Annotated in this window: 24 protein-coding genes; 12 read left to right on the top strand and 12 right to left on the bottom strand. The window is 69.6% G+C overall.

Annotated features, from left to right (window positions below):
* Window positions 1–66: 66 nt before the first annotated feature.
* Genes CFREN_RS04055 through CFREN_RS04040 form a run of 4 tightly spaced genes read right to left on the bottom strand, consistent with a single transcriptional unit; the run spans window position 67 to window position 3,409 of the window.
* A complete protein-coding gene (locus CFREN_RS04055; RefSeq protein WP_209653703.1) occupies window positions 67–567 on the bottom strand; it encodes a nucleoside/nucleotide kinase family protein in 501 nt (166 codons plus the stop codon).
* Window positions 564–1,322, bottom strand: a complete 759-nt coding sequence (locus tag CFREN_RS04050; RefSeq protein ID WP_035122453.1) for an energy-coupling factor transporter transmembrane component T family protein — start codon at window positions 1,320–1,322, stop codon at window positions 564–566. Before CFREN_RS04050 ends, CFREN_RS04055 begins: the two co-directional genes overlap by 4 nt.
* Complete coding sequence (locus CFREN_RS04045; protein ID WP_209653705.1) at window positions 1,319–2,776, bottom strand: ABC transporter ATP-binding protein; 1,458 nt, start codon at window positions 2,774–2,776, stop codon at window positions 1,319–1,321. Before CFREN_RS04045 ends, CFREN_RS04050 begins: the two co-directional genes overlap by 4 nt.
* A 15-nt stretch (window positions 2,777–2,791) precedes the next feature.
* Window positions 2,792–3,409, bottom strand: a complete 618-nt coding sequence (locus CFREN_RS04040) for an ECF transporter S component (RefSeq protein WP_209654737.1) — start codon at window positions 3,407–3,409, stop codon at window positions 2,792–2,794.
* A 224-nt stretch (window positions 3,410–3,633) separates the two neighbouring features.
* Here CFREN_RS04040 and CFREN_RS04035 point away from each other — a divergent pair, with 224 nt between their 5' ends.
* Window positions 3,634–5,640: a hypothetical protein gene (locus tag CFREN_RS04035; RefSeq protein ID WP_209653707.1), complete on the top strand. Its 2,007-nt coding sequence runs from the start codon at window positions 3,634–3,636 to the stop codon at window positions 5,638–5,640.
* A 59-nt stretch (window positions 5,641–5,699) separates the two neighbouring features.
* Window positions 5,700–5,894 (top strand): hypothetical protein, encoded by a 195-nt coding sequence (locus CFREN_RS04030; protein WP_070523738.1) that lies wholly within the window; start codon window positions 5,700–5,702, stop codon window positions 5,892–5,894.
* Between the two features lie 165 nt (window positions 5,895–6,059).
* Here CFREN_RS04030 and CFREN_RS04025 read toward each other — a convergent pair whose 3' ends face one another.
* From CFREN_RS04025 to CFREN_RS04015, 3 genes are all read right to left on the bottom strand, one after another.
* Complete coding sequence (locus CFREN_RS04025; protein ID WP_209653709.1) at window positions 6,060–7,334, bottom strand: alpha-amylase family protein; 1,275 nt, start codon at window positions 7,332–7,334, stop codon at window positions 6,060–6,062.
* A gap of 40 nt (window positions 7,335–7,374) precedes the next feature.
* Window positions 7,375–8,865: a M20 metallopeptidase family protein gene (locus tag CFREN_RS04020; protein ID WP_244979551.1), complete on the bottom strand. Its 1,491-nt coding sequence runs from the start codon at window positions 8,863–8,865 to the stop codon at window positions 7,375–7,377.
* Between the two features lie 146 nt (window positions 8,866–9,011).
* Complete coding sequence (locus CFREN_RS04015) at window positions 9,012–10,466, bottom strand: M18 family aminopeptidase (protein ID WP_209653711.1); 1,455 nt, start codon at window positions 10,464–10,466, stop codon at window positions 9,012–9,014.
* Between the two features lie 69 nt (window positions 10,467–10,535).
* Between CFREN_RS04015 and CFREN_RS04010 the strand changes: the two genes are divergently transcribed.
* Complete coding sequence (locus CFREN_RS04010; protein ID WP_209653714.1) at window positions 10,536–11,453, top strand: patatin-like phospholipase family protein; 918 nt, start codon at window positions 10,536–10,538, stop codon at window positions 11,451–11,453.
* Between the two features lie 325 nt (window positions 11,454–11,778).
* A complete protein-coding gene (locus tag CFREN_RS04005; RefSeq protein WP_209653716.1) occupies window positions 11,779–12,030 on the top strand; it encodes a HigA family addiction module antitoxin in 252 nt (83 codons plus the stop codon).
* 45 nt (window positions 12,031–12,075) lie between these two features.
* On the opposite strand, the gene CFREN_RS04000 is transcribed toward CFREN_RS04005, so the two are convergent.
* Window positions 12,076–13,116 (bottom strand): hypothetical protein, encoded by a 1,041-nt coding sequence (locus CFREN_RS04000; RefSeq protein ID WP_209653718.1) that lies wholly within the window; start codon window positions 13,114–13,116, stop codon window positions 12,076–12,078.
* 260 nt (window positions 13,117–13,376) lie between these two features.
* Complete coding sequence (locus tag CFREN_RS03995) at window positions 13,377–13,601, bottom strand: hypothetical protein (RefSeq protein ID WP_141743005.1); 225 nt, start codon at window positions 13,599–13,601, stop codon at window positions 13,377–13,379.
* A 13-nt stretch (window positions 13,602–13,614) separates the two neighbouring features.
* Between CFREN_RS03995 and CFREN_RS03990 the strand changes: the two genes are divergently transcribed.
* Window positions 13,615–14,463, top strand: coding sequence for a hypothetical protein (locus tag CFREN_RS03990; protein ID WP_209653720.1), 849 nt, complete (start codon window positions 13,615–13,617; stop codon window positions 14,461–14,463).
* Between the two features lie 79 nt (window positions 14,464–14,542).
* Complete coding sequence (locus CFREN_RS03985; protein ID WP_239252264.1) at window positions 14,543–15,745, top strand: CapA family protein; 1,203 nt, start codon at window positions 14,543–14,545, stop codon at window positions 15,743–15,745.
* A 94-nt stretch (window positions 15,746–15,839) separates the two neighbouring features.
* Here CFREN_RS03985 and CFREN_RS03980 read toward each other — a convergent pair whose 3' ends face one another.
* Window positions 15,840–17,036: an HtaA domain-containing protein gene (locus CFREN_RS03980; protein ID WP_224371567.1), complete on the bottom strand. Its 1,197-nt coding sequence runs from the start codon at window positions 17,034–17,036 to the stop codon at window positions 15,840–15,842.
* 190 nt (window positions 17,037–17,226) lie between these two features.
* Here CFREN_RS03980 and CFREN_RS03975 point away from each other — a divergent pair, with 190 nt between their 5' ends.
* The 5 genes from CFREN_RS03975 to CFREN_RS03955 all read left to right on the top strand — a co-directional run bounded on the left by CFREN_RS03975 (window position 17,227) and on the right by CFREN_RS03955 (window position 21,342).
* Window positions 17,227–17,706, top strand: a complete 480-nt coding sequence (locus tag CFREN_RS03975) for a DUF1877 family protein (RefSeq protein WP_070521077.1) — start codon at window positions 17,227–17,229, stop codon at window positions 17,704–17,706.
* Window positions 17,707–18,037: 331 nt separating this feature from the next.
* Window positions 18,038–19,252, top strand: a complete 1,215-nt coding sequence (locus tag CFREN_RS03970) for an alkane 1-monooxygenase (RefSeq protein ID WP_209654745.1) — start codon at window positions 18,038–18,040, stop codon at window positions 19,250–19,252.
* Window positions 19,253–19,305: 53 nt separating this feature from the next.
* A complete protein-coding gene (locus CFREN_RS03965) occupies window positions 19,306–19,482 on the top strand; it encodes a rubredoxin (RefSeq protein WP_070521080.1) in 177 nt (58 codons plus the stop codon).
* Window positions 19,479–20,612 carry an FAD-dependent oxidoreductase gene (locus tag CFREN_RS03960; protein ID WP_209653721.1) on the top strand — a complete coding sequence of 378 codons (1,134 nt, stop codon included), beginning with the start codon at window positions 19,479–19,481 and terminating at the stop codon, window positions 20,610–20,612. The genes CFREN_RS03965 and CFREN_RS03960 overlap by 4 nt, the downstream gene beginning before the upstream one ends.
* A gap of 19 nt (window positions 20,613–20,631) precedes the next feature.
* Window positions 20,632–21,342 carry a TetR/AcrR family transcriptional regulator gene (locus CFREN_RS03955; protein ID WP_070521084.1) on the top strand — a complete coding sequence of 237 codons (711 nt, stop codon included), beginning with the start codon at window positions 20,632–20,634 and terminating at the stop codon, window positions 21,340–21,342.
* Window positions 21,343–21,620: 278 nt separating this feature from the next.
* Here CFREN_RS03955 and CFREN_RS03950 read toward each other — a convergent pair whose 3' ends face one another.
* Both CFREN_RS03950 and CFREN_RS03945 read right to left on the bottom strand, forming a co-directional pair.
* Window positions 21,621–22,367: a DsbA family oxidoreductase gene (locus CFREN_RS03950; RefSeq protein ID WP_209653722.1), complete on the bottom strand. Its 747-nt coding sequence runs from the start codon at window positions 22,365–22,367 to the stop codon at window positions 21,621–21,623.
* Between the two features lie 121 nt (window positions 22,368–22,488).
* Window positions 22,489–23,496: a bile acid:sodium symporter family protein gene (locus tag CFREN_RS03945; protein WP_244979819.1), complete on the bottom strand. Its 1,008-nt coding sequence runs from the start codon at window positions 23,494–23,496 to the stop codon at window positions 22,489–22,491.
* Between the two features lie 100 nt (window positions 23,497–23,596).
* Here CFREN_RS03945 and CFREN_RS03940 point away from each other — a divergent pair, with 100 nt between their 5' ends.
* Window positions 23,597–24,088 (top strand): HD domain-containing protein, encoded by a 492-nt coding sequence (locus CFREN_RS03940; protein ID WP_209653723.1) that lies wholly within the window; start codon window positions 23,597–23,599, stop codon window positions 24,086–24,088.
* The last annotated feature ends 91 nt before the right edge of the window (window positions 24,089–24,179 follow it).

Below are 24,179 nucleotides of genomic sequence, written 5' to 3'. Positions count from 1 at the left end.
CACGGTAACCGACCTCCCGGGTCGACCCGCGCCCGTTCGAACACCGGGCAACGCCGCCGCGACCGACTACCCCGGATGCACCGTCCAATCCGCGAGGGACCGCGGATCATGGCGGGCGATGTGGTCGTCCTCCTGCCGCGCCCACATGCGCCAATAGCCGTGGAAATGCTCGTCGCGCGCCATCGCCCGGGCGTACCGGGTGGGCTCGTCGAGCTCGACCCACACTCCCCACGCCTGACCGTCGCCGGCGGCGCGGGCGGCCGCGAGATTGGCGGCCGTCACGGCCCCACAGCCCTCGACGATGAGGGAACGGACCGGCCGGGCGGCCGCGAACTCCGACAGGTCCACCCACTCCGCCCAATCGCTCGCGTACCAATCCCACCGCCGGAACCCCGCCACCTCCGGATCGAGCATCGACTCGGCCACCGCTGCCGACGCCGCCGCCAAACCACCCCACCCCGGATACGCGTCCTCCAGGTGGACCACCGGCCACCCCAGGACGTCGTGAAGCCTCTTCGCGAACGTCGTCTTGCCCGACCCGGAACGGCCGTCGATGAGCAAAATCACGCGACCCCCAGGAACCGGAACTCGCCGGTCCACACCGAAACGCCCAGCGACGCCGCCGCAATGAGCGCGCACACCGCCAGCACCGCCCACTCGCGGCCGCCGAACGTCGACTCCCGCGCCCAAGTCCGCTCGCCCGGCGCGCCGAAACCACGGGCCTCCATCGCCGTCGACAACTTCGTGCCCCGCCGCAACGCAAACACCAACAGCGCGAACACCTGCCCGAACAACCGCCTGATCCGGCCATGATCGCCCAAGCCACGCGCACGGCGGGCACGGGTCAACGCCCGCCAATCGTCGAGGAACAACGTGATCAACCGCACGCCGGCCACCGACGCCAACACGAACCGCGACGGCAGCTTCAGCACCTGTGCCAGGCCATCGCCCAAATCCGTCGGATCGATGTCGGCGGTGAGCACCACCACCGGCAACCCGATCGCCAACACGCGCACCGTGATCGCGATGGCCAGCGAAATCGAATTGTCCGTGACCGTGGCCAGCAGGAACGAAAAGTACTCGGTTCCCTCCGGATTTCCGTACAGCAGCATCGACACGCCCGACACCGGCGCGGCCAACAGGATCGGCCAGCCGCGGCGCACCAGCCGCTTCGGCCCGACCCCGCACAACGGCGCCGCGACGATCGTGCACGCCAGCGCGACGGCCGCCGACACCCAGTCGATCGACAGCAGCAGAGGGGTCGTCATCAGCAGCAGGCCCAGCAGCTTGGCGACGGGATTGACGTTGGCGATCAGATTCACCGGTGCCCCACCTCGCCCAGATCGATGACGTGGTCGCCCATCGCCGCGACGACGAGCGGATCATGCGTGATCGACGCGACCGTCACCCCCTCGTCGACGAGGCCGCGCAACATCCGCAGCAACTCCGCGAACGTCCGGCGGTCCTGGCCGAAGGTCGGCTCGTCGAGGACGACCATCGACGGCGCCGTGGACAACACCGTGGCGACCGACAACCGCCGCTTCTCCCCGCCCGACAACGTGAACGGATTCGCCCCGGCCACGTGCGTCAGGCGCAGTCGTTGCAAAAGCTCGTCGACGCGGTCCGCGCCGGCGGGGTCGTCCAGCAGCTTCGGCCCCAACTCCAGCTCCTCGCGCACGGTGGGGGTGACGAACTGATGCTCCGGCGCCTGGAACACGCTGCCGATGCGCCGCGCCAACTGCTTCGACTTCCACTTCAGCGGATTCGGTCCGGCACCCCGGGCGATGCGCTCCGACGCGACGACGGCACCGCCCATCGGCTCGAGCAAACCGCCCATCGTCAACGCCAACGTCGACTTGCCGGAACCATTCGGCCCGACGATGCACGTCGACGCCCCCGCCGGCACCGCCGCATCGATTCCCCGGCGCACCGGAGTGTCGCCGCCGTACCCGACGGCGAGGTCGGAGAAACGCAACGCCGGCTCCCCCGACGCGGGCACCGGCACCGCCGACCCCACCTCCGGCGACGGGCCCGGCAACCACACCCCGGCGTCGCGAAGATGATCGCCGTACCGGGCGAGGATCTCCGACGGCGGACCATCGGCGACCACCGTGGAGCCGAGGTCCTCCCCGGCCGAATCGAGCACGAGAATGCGATCGACGTGATCCACCCACGCCTCGACGCGATGCTCGACGACGACCAGCGCCGCCCCCGTCGCCTCCGCGGCGCGGATGGCGGCATCGCGCAACTGCGGCACGCCCTCCGGATCGATGTTGGCGGTGGGTTCGTCCAGGCAGATCACCCGCGCCCCCATCGCCAGCACCCCGGCCAAGGCCAGCCGCTGCTTCTGCCCGCCGGACAACTTCTTCGTCGGATGGCCCAACGGCAGGTCCAGGCCGACCAGATCCAGCGCCCGCCGGACCCGCCGCCAGATCTCGTCGCGCGGCACGCCCAGGTTCTCCGCGCCGAACGCGACGTCGTCGCCGACGCGGGCGGAAATGACCTGACTGTCCGGGTCCTGCAGCACCAGGCCGACGACGCCGCGCACCTCGGCCGGGTCACGCCCGTCGACGAGCAGGGAGCCGGCGTCCTCGCCGTCCTCGTCGTCGCCGAGCACCCCGGCGATGGCCGCCAGCAACGTCGATTTACCCGCCCCCGACGGCCCGAGCAGAAGAACCTTCTCGCCGGCGTCGATGCGGACGTCGACGTCGGAAAGCGCCGGGCGACGCCGCCCAGCATGCCGCCAGCCGAAACCGCTGGCCGAGATGAAAACCATGGCTACCGCGTGCGACTACACCTCGCCGCGGCGCTCGCGGCCCGCGGCGAAACGATCCAGCGCACCCGTGCCCGCCAACGCGCGCACCAGCACCCACCCGACCAGGCCGGCGAGGATGGCGCCCGACACCAGCAGACAGGTCAGGTACACCGAGTTGAACTGCCACGTGCGCGCCAGGTTGCCCGACGTGAACAGCTCCAGGGTGAACGCGCCCGCACCCGCCACGGCACCGGCGAGCATGGCCACCGGCGCGGTGAAGCGACGGTAGCCGAACAGCAGGAAGATCAGCTCCGCGCCCGCGCCCTGCGCCAGGCCCGAGTACAGCGTGGAAATGCCCCACTGGTTGCCCACCAGCGCCGACACCGTCGCCGCGATGACCTCCACGAACAGGGCAGCGCCCGGCTTGCGGATCACCAACCCGCCGATGACGCCGCCCAGCAGCCAGGGGCCGACCACCAGGCCGCCCAGACCCGGTGTCAGCGCATCGGCCGCGGTGAACCACGCGCCGCCGACGATGTTCCACACGACGAAAATCAGGCCGAGGGCCACACCCAGGACGGCGGCGGTGACGATGTCGATCACCCGCCACGCCCGGTGCGGCTTCTTCGCGGTCTTCGGCTTGTCGACGTTCATCTCGGCGGTGTTCGCCGCATCGGTCGAATTGCTGGGGTTGGTGGACATGTGACGACCTCCATCGCTTCCTTCGTCGGCATGATCCGGACAGGTTCCTACGGTCGAGGGCGCGTGGCGTGCCCTCCTCTCAGCCCCGCGTCGCCGAATCGGCCGGCCGGGGCTCCCGTGCGCATTTCGACCGAATGGTACCCCACCCGGCGGACCGCCCTTAAGGTTGGGGAATTATGAGCACCGAACACGCGGACCAGACCACCGGGGACTCCGGGGACGCCGTCGCCGAGTCTCCGGAGGCACGGGAGACGACGGTGACGCAGGCGTCGCCGGGGTCGCCGGGAGAACCGGATTCTCGGGACTCGCGGGAATCGTCGGATTCCTCCGAGGCGTCGTCGCCCGAAGCGTCGTCACAGACCGAACCCCGCATCACACGCAAGACGTGGCTGCTGCTCGCCGCCGTCATCGTCGTGATCCAGGCGATCGGCCGCGTGTGGGTGCTCGCCGGCCGCACGTTTTACTGGGACGACTTCATCATCGTCGGCTCCGCGGCCGACTCCGACTGGTGGACGCCGGACTACTTCCTGCAGCCGCATGATGGCCACCTGGCGCCGCTGGCATTCATCCTGCAGGCGGCGGCCAGCGAGCTCGCCCCCTGGAAATGGTGGCTGCCCGCCACGTTGATGTTGCTGGGCCAGGTGGCGGTGACGGTCGTCACGGCCCGGGCGCTGCGCTACATCGCCGGCCGGTCGTGGCAGGCGCTGGCGGCGCTGGCGCTGGTGGCGTGGACTCCGCTGATGCTGCCGGGGTCGACGTGGTGGTCGGCCGCCGCCAACGCCCTGCCGATGCAGCTGGCGCTGGCCGGCATCACGGCGCTGGCGGTCCGGGTGAGCCTGCGGCAGGACCACCCCGTGTCCGCCCGCGCCGTCGTCGCCGCCACCGTCGGCCTGATCGTGGCGCTCGGGTTCTTCGAAAAGGCCCTGGCCGTCGCCCCCATCGCGCTGGCGGTGACCATCTCGGTGGCCTACATGGAGCGCCGGCCCATCGGCCGGACGCTGCGTCGCGGCCTTGCCCTCTGGTTGCCGCTGGGCCTGGTCACCGGCGCGTGGGCGTTGTTCTACTCGCTCACGGCCCTGGGCGACGCCGGCGAGGCGTCCTCCGAGCCGCGCGCCGAGCTGTTCTTCAGCGGCTTCGGCCAGGTCCTGGCGGGCCTGGCGGGCGGCCCGTGGTTCTGGGATCGATGGGCGCCGGGCCAGCCGTGGGCGGACGCCCCGTCGGGTCTGGTCAGCGTCGGCGGCGTGCTGGTGCTGCTGACGATGGCGGTGATCATCGCCCGCGATTACCGCGCCTGGATGCCGTGGATCATCGCCACCGCCTACCTGGCGGTGACGCTGCTGTCGGTGACGTTCATGCGTTCCGGCGACCACACGTCGGATGTCCTGGCCCGCACGCTGCATTACTACGGCGACTCTGCGATGGTCACCGGTTTCGCGCTGGCGGCGTCGTGGTCGGACCGCGTCAACCCCCTGCCGGCCCGTTCGCGCTACGGGGTGCTCGCGCTGGCCGGGGTGCTGCTGGTGTCGTCGACGATTTCCGTCATCGGCTACCGCAAGGCCTGGGCCGACGACGGCACGGCCGCGTGGCTCGAGACCGCCTCCGCGTCGTTGGAGCAGGCCGCGGCGAACGACGACGGCCCGGTCATCCTCGACCAGCCGGTGCCCTACGAGGTGCTGTTGCCGGTGGCGTACCCGAAGAACATGTATTCCCAGGTGTTCCGCGATGTACGGCAGCGCCCCGAGTTCGGCCGCGTCACCGACGAGCCGATGATGTTCGACGACTCGGGCGAGCTGGTGCCCGCGCGCGTCGCGGAGATCACCCGCATTCCGCAGGGCGACGTCGAGTCCTGCGGCACGCAGATCGTCGTCGGCCCCGATGGCACGGCCACGGAGGAGATCGAGCTGCGCGACATCGCGAAGCTGGGTGATTGGGTGGTGGAGTTGCGCGCCATTTCCTCGGCGCCGGCGCAGCTGCGTCTGAGCCTGCCCAACCCCTTCGAAACCGAGGAGCAGACGATGGGCGGTTCGACCGTCGTCGACGTCGACGATGATCTGCGCACCCGGTGGGTGGTCCTGTCGGGCGGCGGCAACACGCTGCGCATCGACGTCTCGGGAGCACCCGAGGGCACCTCCGTCTGCGTCGGTTCGGGGGCGATCGGGCCGCTGGTTCCCGCGCACGGCTGAGAATCAACTACGATGATCGTGAGATTTTCATTCGTGATGCCGCTTTAAGGAGTCCACTCATGCGCAACCGCCTCGTCGGTGCCGTCGCCGCCACCGCCATCGCCGCAGCCGCCCTGGTCGCCTGCTCGCCCCCGAACGAGAACCCGTCGGACATCAAGGTCACCGACCAGGAGAACCCGACCCACTCGTTCGAGAACTCCGGCGCCGAGTCCTCCGAGGCCACCACCTCCGAGCAGGAGCCGGCCGTCCAGTAGGCCCCTTCGCCCCGCCCGCCGTCCGGTTTTCCGGTCCGTCGGGCGGGTTCGGCATTGCGCCCGACCGGCATCGTCCGGCTTTACGACGCGCACGACCCGCCGCACATGATGTCGGCGGGTCGTGCGCGTCGTCGTCTTGTTCGGACGTGATCGACGTCGCGTGGTTCAGGGGCGGGGGAAGCGGTACTCCACGTTTTCGCCTTCGCGGATTTCGACCGACGGTTTGCCGGTGACCTCGAGGGCGACGGCCAGCGAACGGCCGTCGGCGCCGACGTCGTAGGTGATGCGTTCGTTGGCGATGGACGTCACGGTCACCGTGGCCCGGTGCAGCCAGGGGTGGCGGCGGCGCAGTCCGATGAGCTGCCGGTGGGCGTCGTGCATCCAGTTGCCGAGGGAGGACAGTTCCTCCGGCGTGGCCGGGAAGACGGGCCGGACCTGGTCGTCGCCGCCGAAGCGTTCCTCCTTCACGCCGGTGTAGCCCTGCTCGTCGCCGTAGTAGATCAGGGGGATGCCGCCGACGGTCATGAGCACCACCAGCGCCAGCACGGCCTTGTCCTGGCCGACCCGGGAGGCGATGCGGGTGACGTCGTGGTTGCCCACGAAGGTGACGGGGACGAACGACTCGAGGAACGCGTCGTGCCGGCCGAGGGTCCACTCGAGCTCGTAGAAGTTGTGGTCCTTCAACGCCGACCACGTGGCCTTCCACAGCTCGTACTCCGTGACGGAATCCATGGTGGACCGGGTGACGATGTCGACGTAGTCGCCGTGGATGACCTCGCCGTAGACGAACGCGTGCGGGAAGTCGGCGCGCACCGACGGCAGCACCCGGGCCCAGAAATCGGGGTCGACGGCGTAGGCGGCGTCGAGGCGCCACCCGTCGATGCCGCGCTCGAGCCAGTGGCGCATGACCGACTCGACGAACTCGGCCGTCTCGGGCGCCCGGTGGTCGAACTCCACCAGATCCAGGTGCCCCTCGAAACAGGACGCGGTCGGCTCCTCCCCCGAACGGTCGACGTCGAAAAGCTTCGCGGACGCGGAATCCGGATCGTCGAGCGCCTCGCGGAACATCGGCGCCTGCGACGACAGGTGGTTGAACACGCCGTCGAGCAGAACCTTGATGCCGCGCTCGTGGGCGGCGGCGATGAGCCGGTCGAACGCCGCGTCGTCGCCCAGCCGACGGTCGATGCGGAAGTAGTCGAGGGTGTCGTAGCCGTGGGTCGCCGACTCGAAGATCGGGCCGAGCTGCAGGACGTTGAGCCCCAGCTCCTGCACGTAATCCAGCCAGTCGATCAGGTGGTCCAGCCGCGCGGTTCCCGGTGCGGCCGCCACCGCGGCATCGGACTCGTCGCCGTGGACGGGGGCGCCGGTGAAACCCAGCGGGTACACGTGCCAGCCGATGGCGTGCTCGAGCCAATCGGGCGTGGTGCGGGAGATGCTCATGCCCCCACCTTTACCATCACCGCGGTCTTTCCCGGCCGGGTCATTCCTTGCCGTCGAGCGACGCCTCCCGTGCCTGGCCCCGGGCTTCTTCCGAGATGTGCGGCTCGCGGGGCCCGCCTGCGTCGCCGACGGGGGCGGGGGCGGGGCGGGTGCCGGCGCCGTGGAATTCACGACGGTCGCGCTGCTCACCGGCCTTCGACTCGGGCACCCGCAGTCCGGAAGTCGCCGGCCGCGGCGGAACGGCCCCGGCGGCGGGCATCACGGTCTCCTGCTGCGGGCGGCTCGGGGGCAGCGGCAGGCCGGGGGCGAGCGCGTCGAGCGCGATCTGCACCTCCACCTTCACGCCGGCCGACATGGCGCGCTCGGCGACGTCGTAGCGGGAGTTGTGCAGGAAGTAGGGCATCCCGTTTTCGGGCCCGCCACCGCCGAGGAACATGTAGCAGCCGGGCACTTCGCGGGAGAAGTAGGAGAAGTCGTCCGACGGCGCCCACGGTTCGGCCTCGAACACCCGGTTCGGGCCGATGGCGCGGGTGGCGGCGTGCCAGGCGCGGTCGGAGGCGACGTCGGCGTTGACCACCATCGGGTACGGCGTCTGCCATTCGAAGGTGGCGGTGGCGCCGTGGCCGTGGCAGATGCCGGTGACCAGCGTCTCGATGCGCCCGCAGATCGACGCCCAATCCTCTTCGTCGATGGAGCGGATGGACACCTCCAGCCAGGCCGTGTCGGGAATGACGTTGCCCGCTTCGCCGGCGTGGAGGGAGCCGACGTTGACGATGTTCATGTGCTTCGGGTCGAGGTTGCGGCTGACGATCGTGTTCAACATGACCGTCACCTCGCTGGCGACCATGACGGGGTCGACGGACAGCTGGGGGTTCGACGAGTGGCCGCCGCGTCCCCGGATGGAGATGGAGACGATGCCGGACATCGTGGACACCCGGCCGCGGCAGATTCCGACGTGCCCGATGGGGTGCGGGGCGACGTGGAAGGCGTAGACCTCGTCGAGGTCGTCGGCGGCGCCGAGGGCGACGAGTTCGCGGGCGCCGCCGGGCAGCATTTCCTCGGCGTGCTGGAACAGCAGTTTGACGCGGCCGTGGAGCCGGTCGCGCATGTCCTGCAGGATGCGGGCGGTGCCCAGCAGCATGGCGGTGTGGACGTCGTGGCCGCAGGCGTGCATGACGCCGGCGTTGTGCGACGCGAAGGGCAGGCCCGTCTCCTCCTTGATGGGCAGGGCGTCGATGTCGGCGCGGTACCCGATGGTCCGGCCGGTCGCCGGGTCGCCGGCGGTGCCGGTGATGGTGCCCACCACCGACGTCGGGGTCAGGCGGACGGTGTCGATGCCCCAGTCCTCGAGCAGCCCCTCGATGAAGTCGGCGGTGGCGTACTCCTGGAAGCTCAGTTCGGGGTTTTGGTGGAGGTGGCGGCGCCATTCGATGATCTCGCCCAGCGGCACCTCGAATGTCGCGGCGGGCCCGGGGGCGGGCTCGGCCGTGGGGTCGAAGGCCATGCCTTCGTGGGTGCGGGGGTCCGTCATGTGGCGGGTCCTTGTCTGCCTGCGGGAACGTCGGTCCATGCTTGGCGACGGCCACCGTGCTCGCCATCGCCGTGTTCCCCGACACTATGCGGCGGGCGGATCACCGTGCCACCGTTCGGGGGAAACGAGGGGCCTCGGGGACGGGCTCAGGCGCCGGTCCAGTAGGCGCCGATGATGCGGGCGAGCCACCACGGGTCCTTGACGCCGCACATCTCGCGGGGCGAGTGCATCGACAACATCGCCGCGCCGACGTCGACGGTGGAGATGCCCAGTCGCGTTGCGGTGATCGGGCCGATCGTCGAGCCGCAGGGCTTCTGGTTGGAGGAGACGAAATACTGCACGGGGATGGTCTCCCCCGCCTCCTGCGCGGCCGCCGAGGTGACGCGTTCGAACATGCCCTGCCCGACGGCGTCGGTGGCGTAGCGCTGATTGGCGTTGATCTTCAGCACCGGGCCGCCGTCGAGCATCGGCCAGTGGCCCGGTTCGTGCTCGCCGGTGTAGTTCGGGTGAACCGCGTGGGCGCCGTCGGCGGAGATGCACGTCGAACGGCGGAACATGCGCTGCATGCCGTCCTCGTCGGCGCCGGCGGCCGCGGCGATGCGGCGCAGCACGTCCTCCAGCAGCGGTCCCGCCGCACCGGTCGTCGACGCCGAACCGACCTCCTCATGGTCGAAGGCGACCAGCACGGGAATGTCCCGACCGGAACCGGTGGTCGCGGCCGACGTGGAGGCGGAGGGGCCGTCGGCAAGCAGATGCTCGAAGGCGACCAGCGAGGCATGCACGCTGAGCAGATTGTCCAGCCGACCGCTGGACAGGAACTCGCCGCGCACCCCGAACGTGCGGGGCGGCTGCGTGTCGCACGTGATCAGGTCCCAGGCCACGACGTCGTCGGCCGACACCGGGGCATTCGGGGATTCGGCGGCGGTGCCGGCCTCGTTGGCCGTGTTGGCGGCGTCGGCGAGCATCGCGGTGAACGCCCCCTCATCACCGGCGTACCCGATCACCGGCGTGGTGTGCCGCTGACGGTCCAACTTCAGGCCCTCGTCGTTGACCCCGCGATTGAGGTGGATGGCCAACTGCGGAATCCGCGCCACCGGTCCCGTGCGGGCCAGATGCACGCGACCATCGCGGGTGACCACTCGGCCGGCGAACTCGATCTCCCGATCCGTCCACGCGCCGAGCAGCGGACCGCCGTAGACCTCCACCGCCACCTGCGCATACCCGGCCGCACCCGCTTCCGGATTCGGCTTGACCCGGAAACCCGGCGAATCCGTGTGGGAACCGACGATTCGGAACGCCGCACTCTCGGCCGCGTCCCGCCCGGCGGCGCCCTCCGGCACCACCCACGCCACGGCCGCTCCCCCGCGCACCAGCACATACGCACCCGGCGCCGACGGCCACGCATCGGCCTCGTCCACCAGGGTCGCACCGGCGGCGACCAACCGGCGCGCCACCTCCGCCGCCGCATGATACGAACTCGGCGAAGCCACGACGAAATCCATCAGATCCGCCACATGATCCTCCGCCGACTCCCACGGCGCACGCGACGAAGCGGCGGCGGACGGGGACGGGCGGGCGTCGTCAAGCGAAGAAGCGTTCATGCCCCCATCATGGCGCAACCCCGCCCCACACGGCACGTGACCGCCGCCGGCCCGATACAGTGGCGCACCATGGCAAACCGGGCACACGACACCACCGCCGACGACCGCATCAACGCCTCCGACGTCGCCCTCGTCCTCGAAGGCGGAGGCATGCGCAACGCCTACACCGCCCCCTGCATCGAAGTGCTGCTGCGCAACGGCGTCGACGTCGGCTGGGTCGGCGGAATCTCCGCCGGCGCCACGCTGACCGCCAACTACCTCTCCGGCAGCATCGAGCGTGCCCGCTCCACCTTCACCACCATGACCGACAACGCCGAATTCGGAGGGTGGGGCAGCTTCCTGCGCGGCCGCGGCTACTTCAACGCCGAGTGGATTTACGAACAGTCGCCCATGGTCACCACCTCCGGCGTCGGCCCCTACCCCTTCGACCACTTCCTCGAGTCGAAGACCGAAATGCGCATCGGAGCCGTGCGCGCCGACACCGGCGAAAACGTCTACTGGAGCCGCGACGACGTCGACTCCCTGCAGACCCTGATGAAGTACGTCCGCGCCTCGTCGACCCTGCCCGGATTCATGGTCCCGCCCGTCATCGACGGCGTGCGCTACGTCGACGGCGCGCTCGGCCCCTCCGGCGGCATCCCGCTGCAGATCGCCCAGGAGGACGGGTACGACAAATTCCTCGTGATCATGAGCCGCGAACGGTCCTACGTGAGACCGCCGGTGGCGCGGCCGGCCATGATGCGCCGCATATTCCGCCGCGAACCGGCGGTGGCCGAGGCCCTGATCAAGCGGCCCGAACTCTACAACGCCACCCGCGCCGAACTTTTCGAACTCGAACGCCGGGGCAAGGCCGTCCTGTTCTTCCCCGACGAGATGACGTTGTCCAACCGCGAACGCGACCTGGCCAAGCTCACCGCCGCCTACGAAGCCGGCTTGAAGCAGGCCGAACGCGAATGGCCGCAGTGGCGGGAGTTCTTCGGCGCGTAAGGGCGTGCCGGAAGGCGCCGGACCGCGGGTGAACGGAAGCGTCCGACCGTTGACGCCGGATTACGACGCGACACCTGGCGGCGTCGACGTGTCCCCGCCGCCCCCGCATTGCACCCCCGTCACACCCGTAACAGGGTGGCCGGAAAATAATCCGTGACAACCACCGCAGCGGCGACTAACTTCGCCCGAAAGGCGGGATCGTTACCGATTCGTTGCCAACCATGTCGCATGGATCACACGACACGGTCGACGAACCCGTCACGCACGTCCCGAACGACCAGGTGCGACACCACGTCGCACCGCCACCGATCCGAATGGTTCGCCCATGACGCCTTCGACGAACGACCCCACGCCCGGCCAGATCCTGCGCACCCGATTCCTCGCCCCGCTGGGCATGAACGCCGAGCAGCTCTCCGACGCGACCGGGCTGTCCGCCTCGCTGATCGAAGGCATTCTGGCCGGCACCGTCCGCGTCGACGACGAAATCGCCGCCTGCCTCGGAGACTTCCTGGGCACCGACGCCCGCCTCTGGCTGCGGCTCCAGCGGCACGCCGACCGCAGCCTGCTCACCGCCTGACACGCGCAAGCACGCCAGCCGGCACGTTCCTCCTCGGCGGCCTCCTCAGCAGGGGCTGACGTACTCGTGGCGGTTGCTGAGCACGCGCGCGTTACCGCCGGCATTCGCCGCGGCGCTGCACAGCCTGTCGAAGTCCTTGCCGTAATCGAAGTACACGGCGTAAATGTCCGCGCCATTGAGCTGGGCGCGCAGAGACGGACAGGCGCCCGGGATGGTGAACTCGCTGCCCGGGTGCTTCGCCAGCGACGTGGCGATGGCCTCCCCGGTGTCCACTCCCGGCTGCACGACCACCGACTCCAGGATCAGGATGCCGCGGGAATCGCACGCCGGCGTCGACGCCCGCACGACCCCCGAACTCGTGGACACGCTGGTGATGTACCCGGACGACCCCGAATCGGAGGAGCCCGCCGAGTCATCGGAGGAGTCGGAGGAGCCCGAACCGGAATCGGCCCCGGAATCGGCGGAGGAGTCCGAGGAACCTGAACCGGAATTGCCGTCGGAATCGGAGATGACCGTTCCTTCCAGGGCGATCTCGCCGTCGGGCCCGGTCAGAGTGAACCCGTCGTCGCCGACCGAACACGACACGGTGTCCGCGTCGACATGGGAACACGTCACGCGCCCGTGTTCGACGTACTCGCCGGCATACAGCGTGCCGGGATTGAGGTTGTTCCCCTCGAAGATCGCGTACTGCGAGCCCTTCGAGGACACCTTCGCCGCATTCGTCGCGTCGGATGATGCGTCGGCCGGGGCATCTGCGGGCACCGTCCCCGTGCACGTGGCCTCGTTCTCGGTGAACATGCAGGTCCGGCCGTTGTCGGTGCGGAACGAGTGGACCCCGGGCTGATTCGCGTCAAGAAACGTCGAGGCGTCGATCTTCTTCAGCTCCGCCGTCTCCGACAGCGTGGGATTGGGGCGGCCGCCCTCGTCGGCGCTCGTCGCGGTCCCTTCACCACCCGATGCACCGGCGTCGATGGGTTGGCCGACGTCGGGCAGCTGGCCGCAACCGGTCAGGGCCAAAGTCGCCGCCGCGGCCACGCCGATGGCCACCTCGCGGGAGCGACGGGGACGCGTACGTGCACTGTTCATGCGTCCACCATAGGCGCGCCACGTCGATTCGGAACCCGAAGCACGAACGGATTCGGCGACCTCGGCATTCGGGACCACCCGCCCCATTCCATGGTGACCGAGATTTCGCCTCGACGAAGGCGATCTCCGCCGGGCGCGGGTTACCCCGTCAGAGGATCAGATTGAGCCGGGACTCGGCTGCGGGGCTAAAGTTGGTGCGTCGTACGCCGACTGCGGCGGAACCGACGACGTTGACGAGCCGCCCGACGAGCGGCCGACGATCACGGATGGGTGGTGTGCGGTCCTGTGAAGCGGATCATCGCGGCCTCATTGTCTTTGATGATGGCGATCGCGCTCGTCGCCCCCGGTGCCGCCGCCCAATCGCCCCGGTCTTCCACCGCGCCATCCACGGCGTCGTCCGGCACCACATCTCCTCGGACTTCGACCACCGGGCCGACGAGCACGACGTCGACTCCGGCCCCCACCAAGACCACATCCTCGACCACGACCTCGGCGTCCGTGGCGCCCGGCTCGTCGGAACGCAGGCCCGCCCGGCGCGACGTCATCCCCGTTCCGGTCCTCGCCCACGGAAAGTTCGACACGGACTACGTGGCCCAGGTGTCCTACGTTCACGTGCCCACCGGATTCCGAGTCGACTCCGACAACGCCGACGAGCTGCGCAGCTGCCTGTCGATCTGCAAGATCTTCATCGCCGACCACGTCTACCGCAAGGGCACCGACGCCCACCGCGATCTGGCCACGGAGATGCTGCAAACCTCCAGCGACGGCATCACCACCCAGCTGTACTCGGCCTATCCCGATTCCATGGACGAAGTCGCCGAGCGCTACGGCCTGGAGCACACCACCGGTGGCCGTACCTGGGGCAAGTCGACGACCACCATGCACGACGTGGCCACCTTCCTCGCCGCGAAAGTGGAGGCCGGGAATTTCGACGACCCGGTCCTCGCGGCGTTGGCCGCCCCCGCCTCCATCGCCGCCGACGGCTACGCCCAGGACTTCGGCACCGACGTGCTGCCCGGCGTCATCGGCACCAAGTGGGGCTGGGCGGACAAGCGCAACACCATGAACGCCAGCGCCTCCTACGGCGAGGACTTCGCCGTGGCCCTCAACGTCCTCGGCGATGCCGCCACCGCCACCGACGTCGCCGAGGAATTGTTCACCCCTGTACCGCGTGGCGATTTCGTCGTCGAGGATGACCGACTGGTGCCCGCGTCCGCCGAACACCGCCAGACCGCCGCCGCATCGGCCGACGACCCTTCCGCCTCCGTCGGCGACTGGGTCGCCGGCGCCCTATTGGTTCTCACCGCCGGCGGCATCGTGTGGACGCTGCGCGGACGCAAACGCTGAACGCCCAGGCCACGCGGGTGTCGCCGATGGATCGCCCCAATTCGCGGCCGCACCGGGCCGGGCGATAATCTCTGGGCCCATGACCGCCTTCGATCACCGCGCCCTCATGCGGGGCACCGACCGCCCCTCCGCCACGCCGTCAACGTTTGCCCGAACGACGGTGGCGGGCGTCGCCCTGGCCGGCGTCGCCTTCACCGCCGCCTGCGGCACCGGTGGCGGAAACGAAGCGCAGGAGGACTACGTGCCCGCCCGGAGTCTGACCATGGCGTTCGGCGGCGACGTGATGTTCGAAAGCCACCTGCGCCCGCTGGCCTACGACGAGGATTCGCTGTCCGAGCTGCGGTCGACGCTGGGTGCGGCGGACCTGTCGGTGGTCAACATGGAGACGTCCCTCACCGAGGGCGGATCCCCGTGGCCCGGCAAGCCGTTCACCTTCCGCGCCCCGGCCTCTGCGCTCGACGCGGTCGCCGGTGCGGGCGTCGACGCGGTGACCATGGCGAACAACCACGCCTTCGACTTCGGCGACGCCGGCGCGGAGGACACGTTCGCGGCGAAGGACGACTCCCCCATCCCCGTCGTCGGCATCGGCCGCGACGAGGACGAGGCCTACGCCCCCGCCACCCTGGAGGCCAACGGCGTGAAGGTCGCCGTCATCGGCGCCAGCCAGGTGTACGAGGAGACGTTGGCCAACAGGTCCGCCGACGAGAACACGGGCGGAATCGCGGCGTCCGCGCCGGATGAGCGCCTCGATCGGCTCGTCGCGGAAGTCAAGAAGGCGAAGAAGACCCACGACGTGGTGGTCACGATGATGCACTGGGGCGTCGAGGCCGCCCACTGCCCGGGTGATCCGGCCATCGACACGTCGAAGGCGCTGGAGAAGGCCGGCGCGGACGTCATCATCGGCTCCCACGCCCACCGCGTCAACGGCCACGGGTGGCTGGGAAACTCCTACGTTCACTACGGCACCGGCAACTTCGTCTACTACCTCAATCGGGACACCGCCGGGCACACGGGCGTCCTGACCGTCACCATCGACGTCCCGGCGTCCGACGAGGAGGCCGACGGTCCGCTGGTCAGCGACGCCGAGTGGACGCCGATGCTCATCGGTTACGACGGCATCCCCCGCCCCGCCGTCGAGGTCGCGGGCCAGGACACCGCCGATCAGCTCACCGCCCTGACCGACGGCTACCGCGAGTGCACCCCGGCGTCGGCGACGCGCGACGGTGCCGCGGAGTCGACGACGAGTTCCACGGCGGGCACGGGCACCTCCGGCGCATCCTGACGCCGCATCCCGATGCCGCCGCCGGGCATCGCCGCCCGACACGACGGCCCCTCGTCCGCGAACTCTGGGGCGCCCTGGACGCCGTAGACGCCGGTCAGCGGACGCGCTCGACGTCGCCGACGGTGGTCCGCATGGTCCCGGTGCCGTCCGCCCCCTCGGGCCCCTCGGTGACCAGGGCGATGCGGACGCGCCGCACCGAATCGGGGCCGACGTCGTACCCGCGCGACACCTCGGCGGTGATGAAGGTGCCCTGAGGGGAAAACTCGAGCCACGGGTCGCGAATGACCATGTGGACGATGCTGAACCGTGCGGTGATGTCGGCGGTGCCGCGGTACTTCACCGTGCCATGACCGGTTTCCGGGTCACGGGAATCCTCGTGCAGGGTGAATCCGATGCGGCCGTCGTCTGCGGCGACCGCGCCCTTTTTGGGGGTGACGCCACCGCCTGCGATGCCCGCCAACCGGGATGGTGCGGTGGCGTCGAGGAGCAGATCCGGCGACGACGGGGGCGGCGTATTCGGGCCCGGTTCCGCGGAATAGTCGATCGGGACGAACAGTTCTTCGGCGGCGTTGACCGAGCCGGCCGCGGGGTAGACGTAGACGCCCCAGTTCTCGCCCGGCGGGGCCTCGGCCGGATCGACGGTGATGCGGGCGGTGAACGTGCCGTCCTCGGCCATGGGCTGGGACACGCGCGCGAGCTGGCGGCGCATGTTCACCCCGGTTCCGGGAACGGCGTCGAGGGTGCCGTCTGGCATGACCCACGCCATCCGGTCGTGGGGATGCTCGCGGGCTTCGCCGGGGACGCCTTCGCTCGGTTTCCATTGGTCGGGGAACGCGGAATACAGCACGTACACGCCATTGGGGATGCCGGGCGGGATGGGCACGGGATACCCGCCGCGATTGGCCCCCGGGTCGAAGCCGGAGCCATGGACGAGGAGCACGTCGCCGCGCCTCACGGCACCGGTGACGGGGGTTCCGTCTTCGCGGGTCACGGACACCCGCGGTTCGGCGACGGTTTCGCGCGCACCGTCCCCGGGCATTCCGTCCGAGCCGGTCGCGCCATCCGCGATCGCCGCGGGGATCGAATCCGGGATCGCGGGCAGGGCCTCGGCGGCGGGCACCGCGGCCATCATCGAGGCGACGGCCAATGCGGTCGCCGAGGTCGCGCCCGCGAAGAGCGTTCGGCGGATGGCCACGGCTTTCCCGGCGCCGGGGGCGGTCCCCCGGACCGTACGGGCGAGCGGGATTCGATCCGCGGCGGATGCGGCCGGAGCCATTCCGATCATCTTCATGGCCGCAATCATATAGATAAGGGTTGGCATACCTCAATCTCGTAGGTTGGCCAGTGCCCGATCGTCCCATCTGCGCGAACCCGGACGATGCCACGGAGACCGCCATGCGCCTACAATCGGGGCCCGGAAACAACGCCCGCGACGCGGGGCCACCGCGTGGCGAATCTACCGACGGAGGAGGCGGCCACCGATGCCGATGGGAATGTGCGCCGAGTATCTGCGATTGGCCGAGGACAAGGTGGCGGAACTGCGCGGGCTCGCGGACGCCGGCGATGATCGCGCCACGGGCGAGGTGGTTTTCGGACATTTCGAGGCCATCGCCGACCACGCGGCGTTTGACCTGGACACCGCCTGGGAGAACGTGCTGCTGGCGCTGACCGGCAATCCCCTCGACGGGCAGACCGTCGGCGATCCGCTGGGCGAGTCGATCCTCGGCGGCGAGCGCGTGTGCCGCCAGCCGCTGACGTCGGTGCTCGAGCCGGGGCGGGTCGGCGAGATCGCCGATGCGCTGGAAACCGTCGACTTCGACGCGAGGATGGGCGACAACGGCGTCGCCGCATCGCTTTCCGACGACGACGCGGCGGATCTCCGACGTCGATTCTCCGATTTCGCCGCGTTCTACAGGGGCGCCGCCGATGCGGGGTCCGCGGTGTTGGTGACCATCGCGTAGAGCCCGCACGCGAATTCCGCTGCGAGGCGGCGCGGCGGCACATGGCCACGGCGTGCGAAGTCGAGTCGACTTCGCATGCCGTTTTTTGCTTCCACCTGCATGTTCAGGGGCGACTCCTACTTCTTCAGAGCTAACGGCGTTTCGCCGGCAATTCGAAAAATCCGTTGACTTTGTGATCGAAAGCACACATTATGTCGCTATGAGACACCCCGTCTCATAGCGGTCACCGCCGGTATCCGGCCGAGTGCCCGTCGGCGCCATTGAAGGCAGGAGAGAAACCATGACGCACAACCCCGATGTGGTCCGCCGTCGGCGGACCCGCACCGAGGCGATGGGCCTGCGCCGTGTCGCGGCCGACCCCGACGCCGAAGTCATCGTCGACCCGTATTCCTGGACCGACCCGAAGCGCTACCTGTGGCTGCTCGGGCTCATCCCCGCGGCAGCCGTGCTCCTCGCCTGGGGCCTTCGCTCGTTGCTGGGAATCTGGTTCAGCGGCTGGGCCATCGATTGGGTCTGGTGGGGCGGGCCGATCGTCGTCTTCATCGTCATCCCGCTGCTGGACTACTTCATCGGCAACGACGGCTCGAATCCGCCTGATGAAGTCATGGCCAGGCTCGAAGCCGACAAGTACTACCAGTGGACCCTGTACGCCTACATTCCGCTGCAGTACGGTTCGCTCATCGCCGCCGCCTACCTGTGGGGTCGCGGCGACCTGAGCATCTTCGACTCCATCGGCCTGGCCATGACCGCCGGAGTCGCCTCCGGCATCGGCATCAACACCGCCCACGAGCTGGGGCACAAGAAGGACCAGCTGGAACGCTGGCTGTCGAAGATCACCCTCGCCCCGACCTGGTACGGCCACTTCTACGTCGAGCACAACCGCGGCCACCACGTCCGCGTCGCCACACCCGAGGACCCGGCGTCGGCGCGCTGGGGCGAGCCGATCTACCTGTTCGTCTTCCGCAGCTTCTGGGGCAGCCTGATCCACTCGATCGAGCTGGAGAAGAAGCGCGCCGCCCGCAAGAAGCGCGGCTTCTGGCACCCGGACAACGACGTCCTCAACGCCTGGGCGATGTCGCTGGTCCTCTACGCGGCGCTGACCGCGGCGTTCGGCTGGATCGTGCTGCCGTACCTCATCCTCCAGGGCGCGACCGGCATCCTCTACCTGGAGTCGGTCAACTACATCGAGCACTACGGTCTGCTGCGCAAGAAGCTCGACAACGGCCGCTACGAGCGCTGCCAGCCGCGCCACTCGTGGAACGCGGACCACATCGTCACGAACGTGTTCCTGTACCACCTGCAGCGCCACTCCGACCACCACGCCAACCCGACGCGCCGCTACCAGACGCTGCGTTCCTTCGACGAGGCCGGCAACCTTCCGTCCGGTTACGCCGCGATGATCGCCGTCGCCATGATCCCGCCGTTCTGGCGTGCGGTCATGGACGATCGCGTCATCGCCCACGCCGAGGGCGAAATCGAGCGCATCAACGTCCGCCCGTCGAAGCTGCCGCAGCTGAAGAAGGCCCTGGCCGCCCACGCCGGGTAGCCCCTCTTCCCCACCATTCATCCTCCCCTCCCGATCACCGAAGGAGAACACCCATGGAGTACAAGGTCTACGAATGCCTGCAGTGCGGTTTCGTCTACGACGAGGCCGAGGGTTGGCCCGAGGAAGGTTTCGCCCCGGGCACCCGGTGGGACGACATCCCCGATGATTGGTCCTGCCCCGACTGCGGTGCGGCGAAGGCCGACTTCGAGATGGTCGAGGTCTCCCAGTGACCCACGCCCACGTCGTCGGAGGTGGCCCGGCGGGCTGGGCCGCCGCCCGGCAACTCGCCCGCGCGGGCTGGTCCGTGGACCTTCACGCCGGTGAGCCGCATCATCCATACAACCGGGTGGAGGTGTCGAAGTCCCTGTTGGCCGGCACCGCCGAGGTTGCCGACCATGGGTTGGGGGCCGTACCCGACGGGGTGACGGTGCATGTCGGAGGCCGGATTGTCGTCAAGCGCGGAAAACTCGTCCGGGACTCCGACGGTGCCGAGCTGACCGGCCCCGTGGTCCTCGCCACCGGGGCCGTGCCCCGCTCCATTGCCTCGCTTGACGACGCCCACCTCCTGCGCACCGCCGACGACGCGGTGCGACTGCGGGAGTCGATTCGCGACGGCGACCGCGTGGAGGTCATCGGTGCCGGAGTGCTCGGGATGGAGACGGCGAGTTCCCTGATCGACGCCGGCCACCGGGTGCGCGTGCATGACCTGGCCCCGGAGATCATGGGCCGGATGCTGCCCGTCGACGCGGCGCGCTGGTTGCGCGGCGTCCACGAACGGAGGGGCGTGGAGTTCGCCCTGGGCGGGGCGGCCGAGCCCGATGGGGACGCCGTGGCGGTCGTCGCGATCGGCGTGCGACCGGACACGGAGCTGGCGGAGCAGCTGGGCCTCGACGTCGACGACGGCATCGTGGTCGACCACCTGGGCCGGACCTCCCGAACCGGACTGTATGCCGCCGGCGATTGTTCGACGCTGCGCATCGGCGAGCGCCGTCGCCGCGACGAGGATCTCGCGTCGGCCCGTGCCTCGGGGGTCCGGGCGGCGACGGGCGTGCTGGTCGATGCGGGCGACGTCGACGCGCCCGATCCGATTGATCCGGCACCGCCCCGACGCTGGAGCGTCCAGGCGGGTCTGCGGATCACCACGGTCGGCGACGTCGTCGATGCGGTCGCACCCGGCGCCGGCGTGCAGCGCGAGACCGGCGACCATGGCCAACTGATCGTGGTCGCCGACGACGTCGACGCCGGCACGTACGAGGCGGTCGTGGTTCGCGACGGCATCGTCGTCGGCGCGGCATCCGTCGCGAAGCGCCCCAACCCGAGGGGAGTCGTCGCGCAGGTCGGTCGCCCCTGGCAAGAGTGACCCCACTACCCTGGCGAGGGTGAAGGACGAATCCGAAAAGGTCGACGACGGCCCGGTCGAACCCCGGCGAGAGCCCGGGAAGCCGGGCCGTCGCCGTCGCCTTTCGGCCAGTCGTCGGCGCGAGGACATCCTCGACGCCGCGGCCTCCCTGTATTCCGGCGGGCAGCCGGACGACTACACGATCGACGACGTGGCCAAGAAGGCCGGCGTGTCGCGGGCGACGTTCTACCGCCTGTTCAGCGGCCTCGACGATCTGCGGATGGCGATCATCGGCCGCATCGCCGCGGCATTTCAGAAACGGATGTTCTCCGGTTTCGGGTCGGACAACCAGTGGGAGGAACTCGTCGTGGGCATCCGCGAGTTCCTGCGCATCTGCGACGCGGTCCGCTCCGAGGTGATCGCCCTGCTCGACGGGCATGGACGGGGTTCCATCGCCGAGGGGATGCGCGACGCCATCGCCACGGAAATCGCGCGCCGCGTCCACCCGGTCGAGGAGACTGCCCTGGGGCGGGCGGCCCTGCGGACGTGGGTGGCCGCCGCCGAATACCAGGTCCGCGAATGGCTGCAGGCCCGCGCGGCGGACAAAGACGCCGCCGAACCGGTCGACGCCGTCGCCGAGCGCATGGCGGCGCTGCTGCCGGCGGTCGTCGGGGCCTTCGCGGACACCGCCGACGACGCTTTTCTCGACGAGGTCGCCAGAGTGCTCGCCGAAGGCCGGGGCTCCGCCTAGAAGTCCACCACGGCAGAAGACACCCGACGCCTACTGCGGCAGGCCCCGGCGCCCGAGGCCGCTTGCGCCGGGTGCGCGGCCACGTCATGGCTTTCCCGCTTTCCGACGGTTCATCTTTGATCCGTCACCGCCATTCGATGGCTCAACTGTTGCAGTTATGGCCCTCAAGTGCAACGAAACGCCATCGATGTTGCACTTATGCCCATTAAGTGCAACGCACCGGCGATGTGGTGACGGTTATGCGGAAAGCTCGCCCACCCCGGAGTGCCCCGTGCGATCTACGTCGAGCAGGAACCGTCCGTGCAATCGGGCCCCTCGGCACCTCCGCCGTCACCGGCCCCGCCATCGGATGCGGTGGCATCGGTCGTCGTCACGCCCTTGCCGGATTCCGCCCACGCGGTGTCCAACGCCTGCCGGAACACATCGACGGGCTGGGCACCGTTGACGGCGAACTTGCCGTCGAAGACGAAGAAGGGCACGCCGGAAATGCCCAGACCCTGGGCCATCGTCATGTCGTGGCGGACGTCGAGGGCGTACTCGTCGGAGGCCAGCATCCCGTCGACGGCATCGCCGGACAGGCCGATCGACTCGCCGATCTCGCGGAGCACGCCGTGGTCGGACACGAGGCGACCGTCGGTGAAGTAGGCCTTCTTCAGCGCCTCATCGGCCTCGTCGTCGAGGTCGTGATCCGAGGCCATCGCGGCCAGGCGGTGGGCGTCGAAGGTGTTGCCGGACCTGGCGTCGCGCCAGTTGAACTCCAGACCGACGGAGGCGAACGTCGCGGCCATCTGATCCTGGGACTCCACCGCGGCCTCCAGCGGCATGCCGTACTTACGGGCGATCATCTCCGGGATCGTCTCGGAGGACTCGGCCTCCGCATTCGGGTCGAGCTGGAACGCCCGCCACAGGACCTCCACCTCGGCGTCGGGGTGCTCGGCGCGGAAACCCTGGAGGGCCTTCTCCAGGTGCCGCTTGCCGATCCAGCAGAACGGGCAGACGACGTCGGACCAGATATCGATGCGCATGACTGGTGCAACCGTCTCGGCCGCCCCGACATTCCCGGGCGGGGTGAACCGACTGCGCCGCGCCCTCCGCTCCCCGCCGTCGGCCGGCGTGCGACCGACGTCCGGTCGGCGTGCGGACGCTCTACGTACGGTCGGCCGATGTGCGGTCGGCCAGCCTGCGCGCACCGGCGGCGAAGATGGCGCCGGCGACGTTGTGCCACACGGCGGCGATGGCACCCGGGATGGCGGCCTCGGCCGAGAAGAACGTGCCGGACATGCCCGACGCCAGGCCGGCGGACTGGGTGGCCACTTCGATGGCGGTGGTGCGGCAGGCCTCCGGCGGGAACGAGAACACCTTCGCGGCGAGGTATCCGAAGATGTAGCCGAACAGGTTGTGCAGGATCACCGCGGCGATGACGAGCAGGCCCACGGTCTTGAGGGTCTCGGCGGATTTGGCGACGGCCGGGAACACCACGGCGCCGATGCCCAGGATCGACAGCCACGGCAGGATCGGCAGGATCTTGTCGATGATCTTGTCGAACAGCACGCGGATGACCAGGCCGCCGACGACGGGGATGAGCACGGTCTTGGCCAGGGTCCAGGCGATGCCGCCGCCGTCGACGGGGGTTTCCTCGCCGGCGAGCAGCAGCATGATGATCGGGGTGACGATCGGCGACAGCAGCGTCGACACAGAGGTCATGGCCACGGACAGGGCGACGTCGCCCTTGGCCAGGTACGCCACGACGTTGGAGGCGGTGCCGCCGGGCACGGAGCCGAGCATGAGCAGGCCGATGGCGAGCATCGGGTTGAGGCCGAGCATCTTCGCCACCGCGACGGCGGCCAGCGGCATGATCACGAACTGGGCGACGACGCCGATGGCGATGGGCCCGGGGCGGCGGGCGACGAGCTTGAGGTCCGGGATCGTCAGCGTCAGGCCCATGCAGAACATGATCACCATCAGGGCGTAGGTGATGTAGTCGCCGATGGGCACGAACGGTTCGGGGACGAAGTAGGCGATGACGGCGCCGACGAGGATGAACGCGGGGAAGGCGACGACCGCGATTGCGGCGGAGCGTTCCTCGGCCTTGTTCTCGACGTGCACCGGAGCGTCCTCGTTCGCCCGGCCGTGCGGTGAGGTGTGGTTCATCATCGTCATGCGTCCACCTTATGGGACGTTCGTCCCGCATACTGAAACGTGCAGGTGGTCGCGGACGGTCTCCCGGTCCGCCGCCGCACATACCCTTTGAGACATGACGAACTTTGCCGCCCACCCCGACGCCACGATCCGCGCCGCCCACGCACTGGCCGCACGCGCCCACGCCGACGACGTCCGCCCCGGCCCCGGCGGCGCCGACGAGCCCTACCTGCGCCACGTCGAGCGCGTCGCGGAGATGGTCGAGGCGGTCGGCGGCACCCCGGACATGATTGCCGCGGCGCTGCTTCACGACGTCGCCGAGGATCACCCCGAAACCTGGGAATCCGAGCGAGCCGGACTGCCGGCGGACGTCGTCAAGCATGTCGAGGCACTGACGAAGCGGGACGGCGAGGACTACGCGGACTTCGTGGACCGGGCGGCGGCCGATGAACGATCCCGGGCGATCAAGCTCGCCGACGTGCGCGACAACCACGGCGGCCTGGGCAATTTGCCAACCGACACCGACGCCGAACGCGCCCGCGTCGACAAGCTGCGAGCCCGGTACTCCGCCGCGCTGGAACGATTGGAGCGGGACAGCGGCGAATGAGCGGCGGGACCCGGGCAGCGGGTGTTCGAACACTTGGACCGATCACCGTCATTCCGCGGACCTGCGATCCGGATGGTCTGCCATAGTTAAC

Origin of the sequence: Corynebacterium freneyi, from assembly GCF_030408835.1 — a bacterium.
Taxonomy (GTDB): Bacteria; Actinomycetota; Actinomycetes; order Mycobacteriales; family Mycobacteriaceae; genus Corynebacterium; species Corynebacterium freneyi.
Note: the sequence above shows the minus strand (reverse complement) of the source record. Positions and strands in the feature narration are given on the sequence as shown.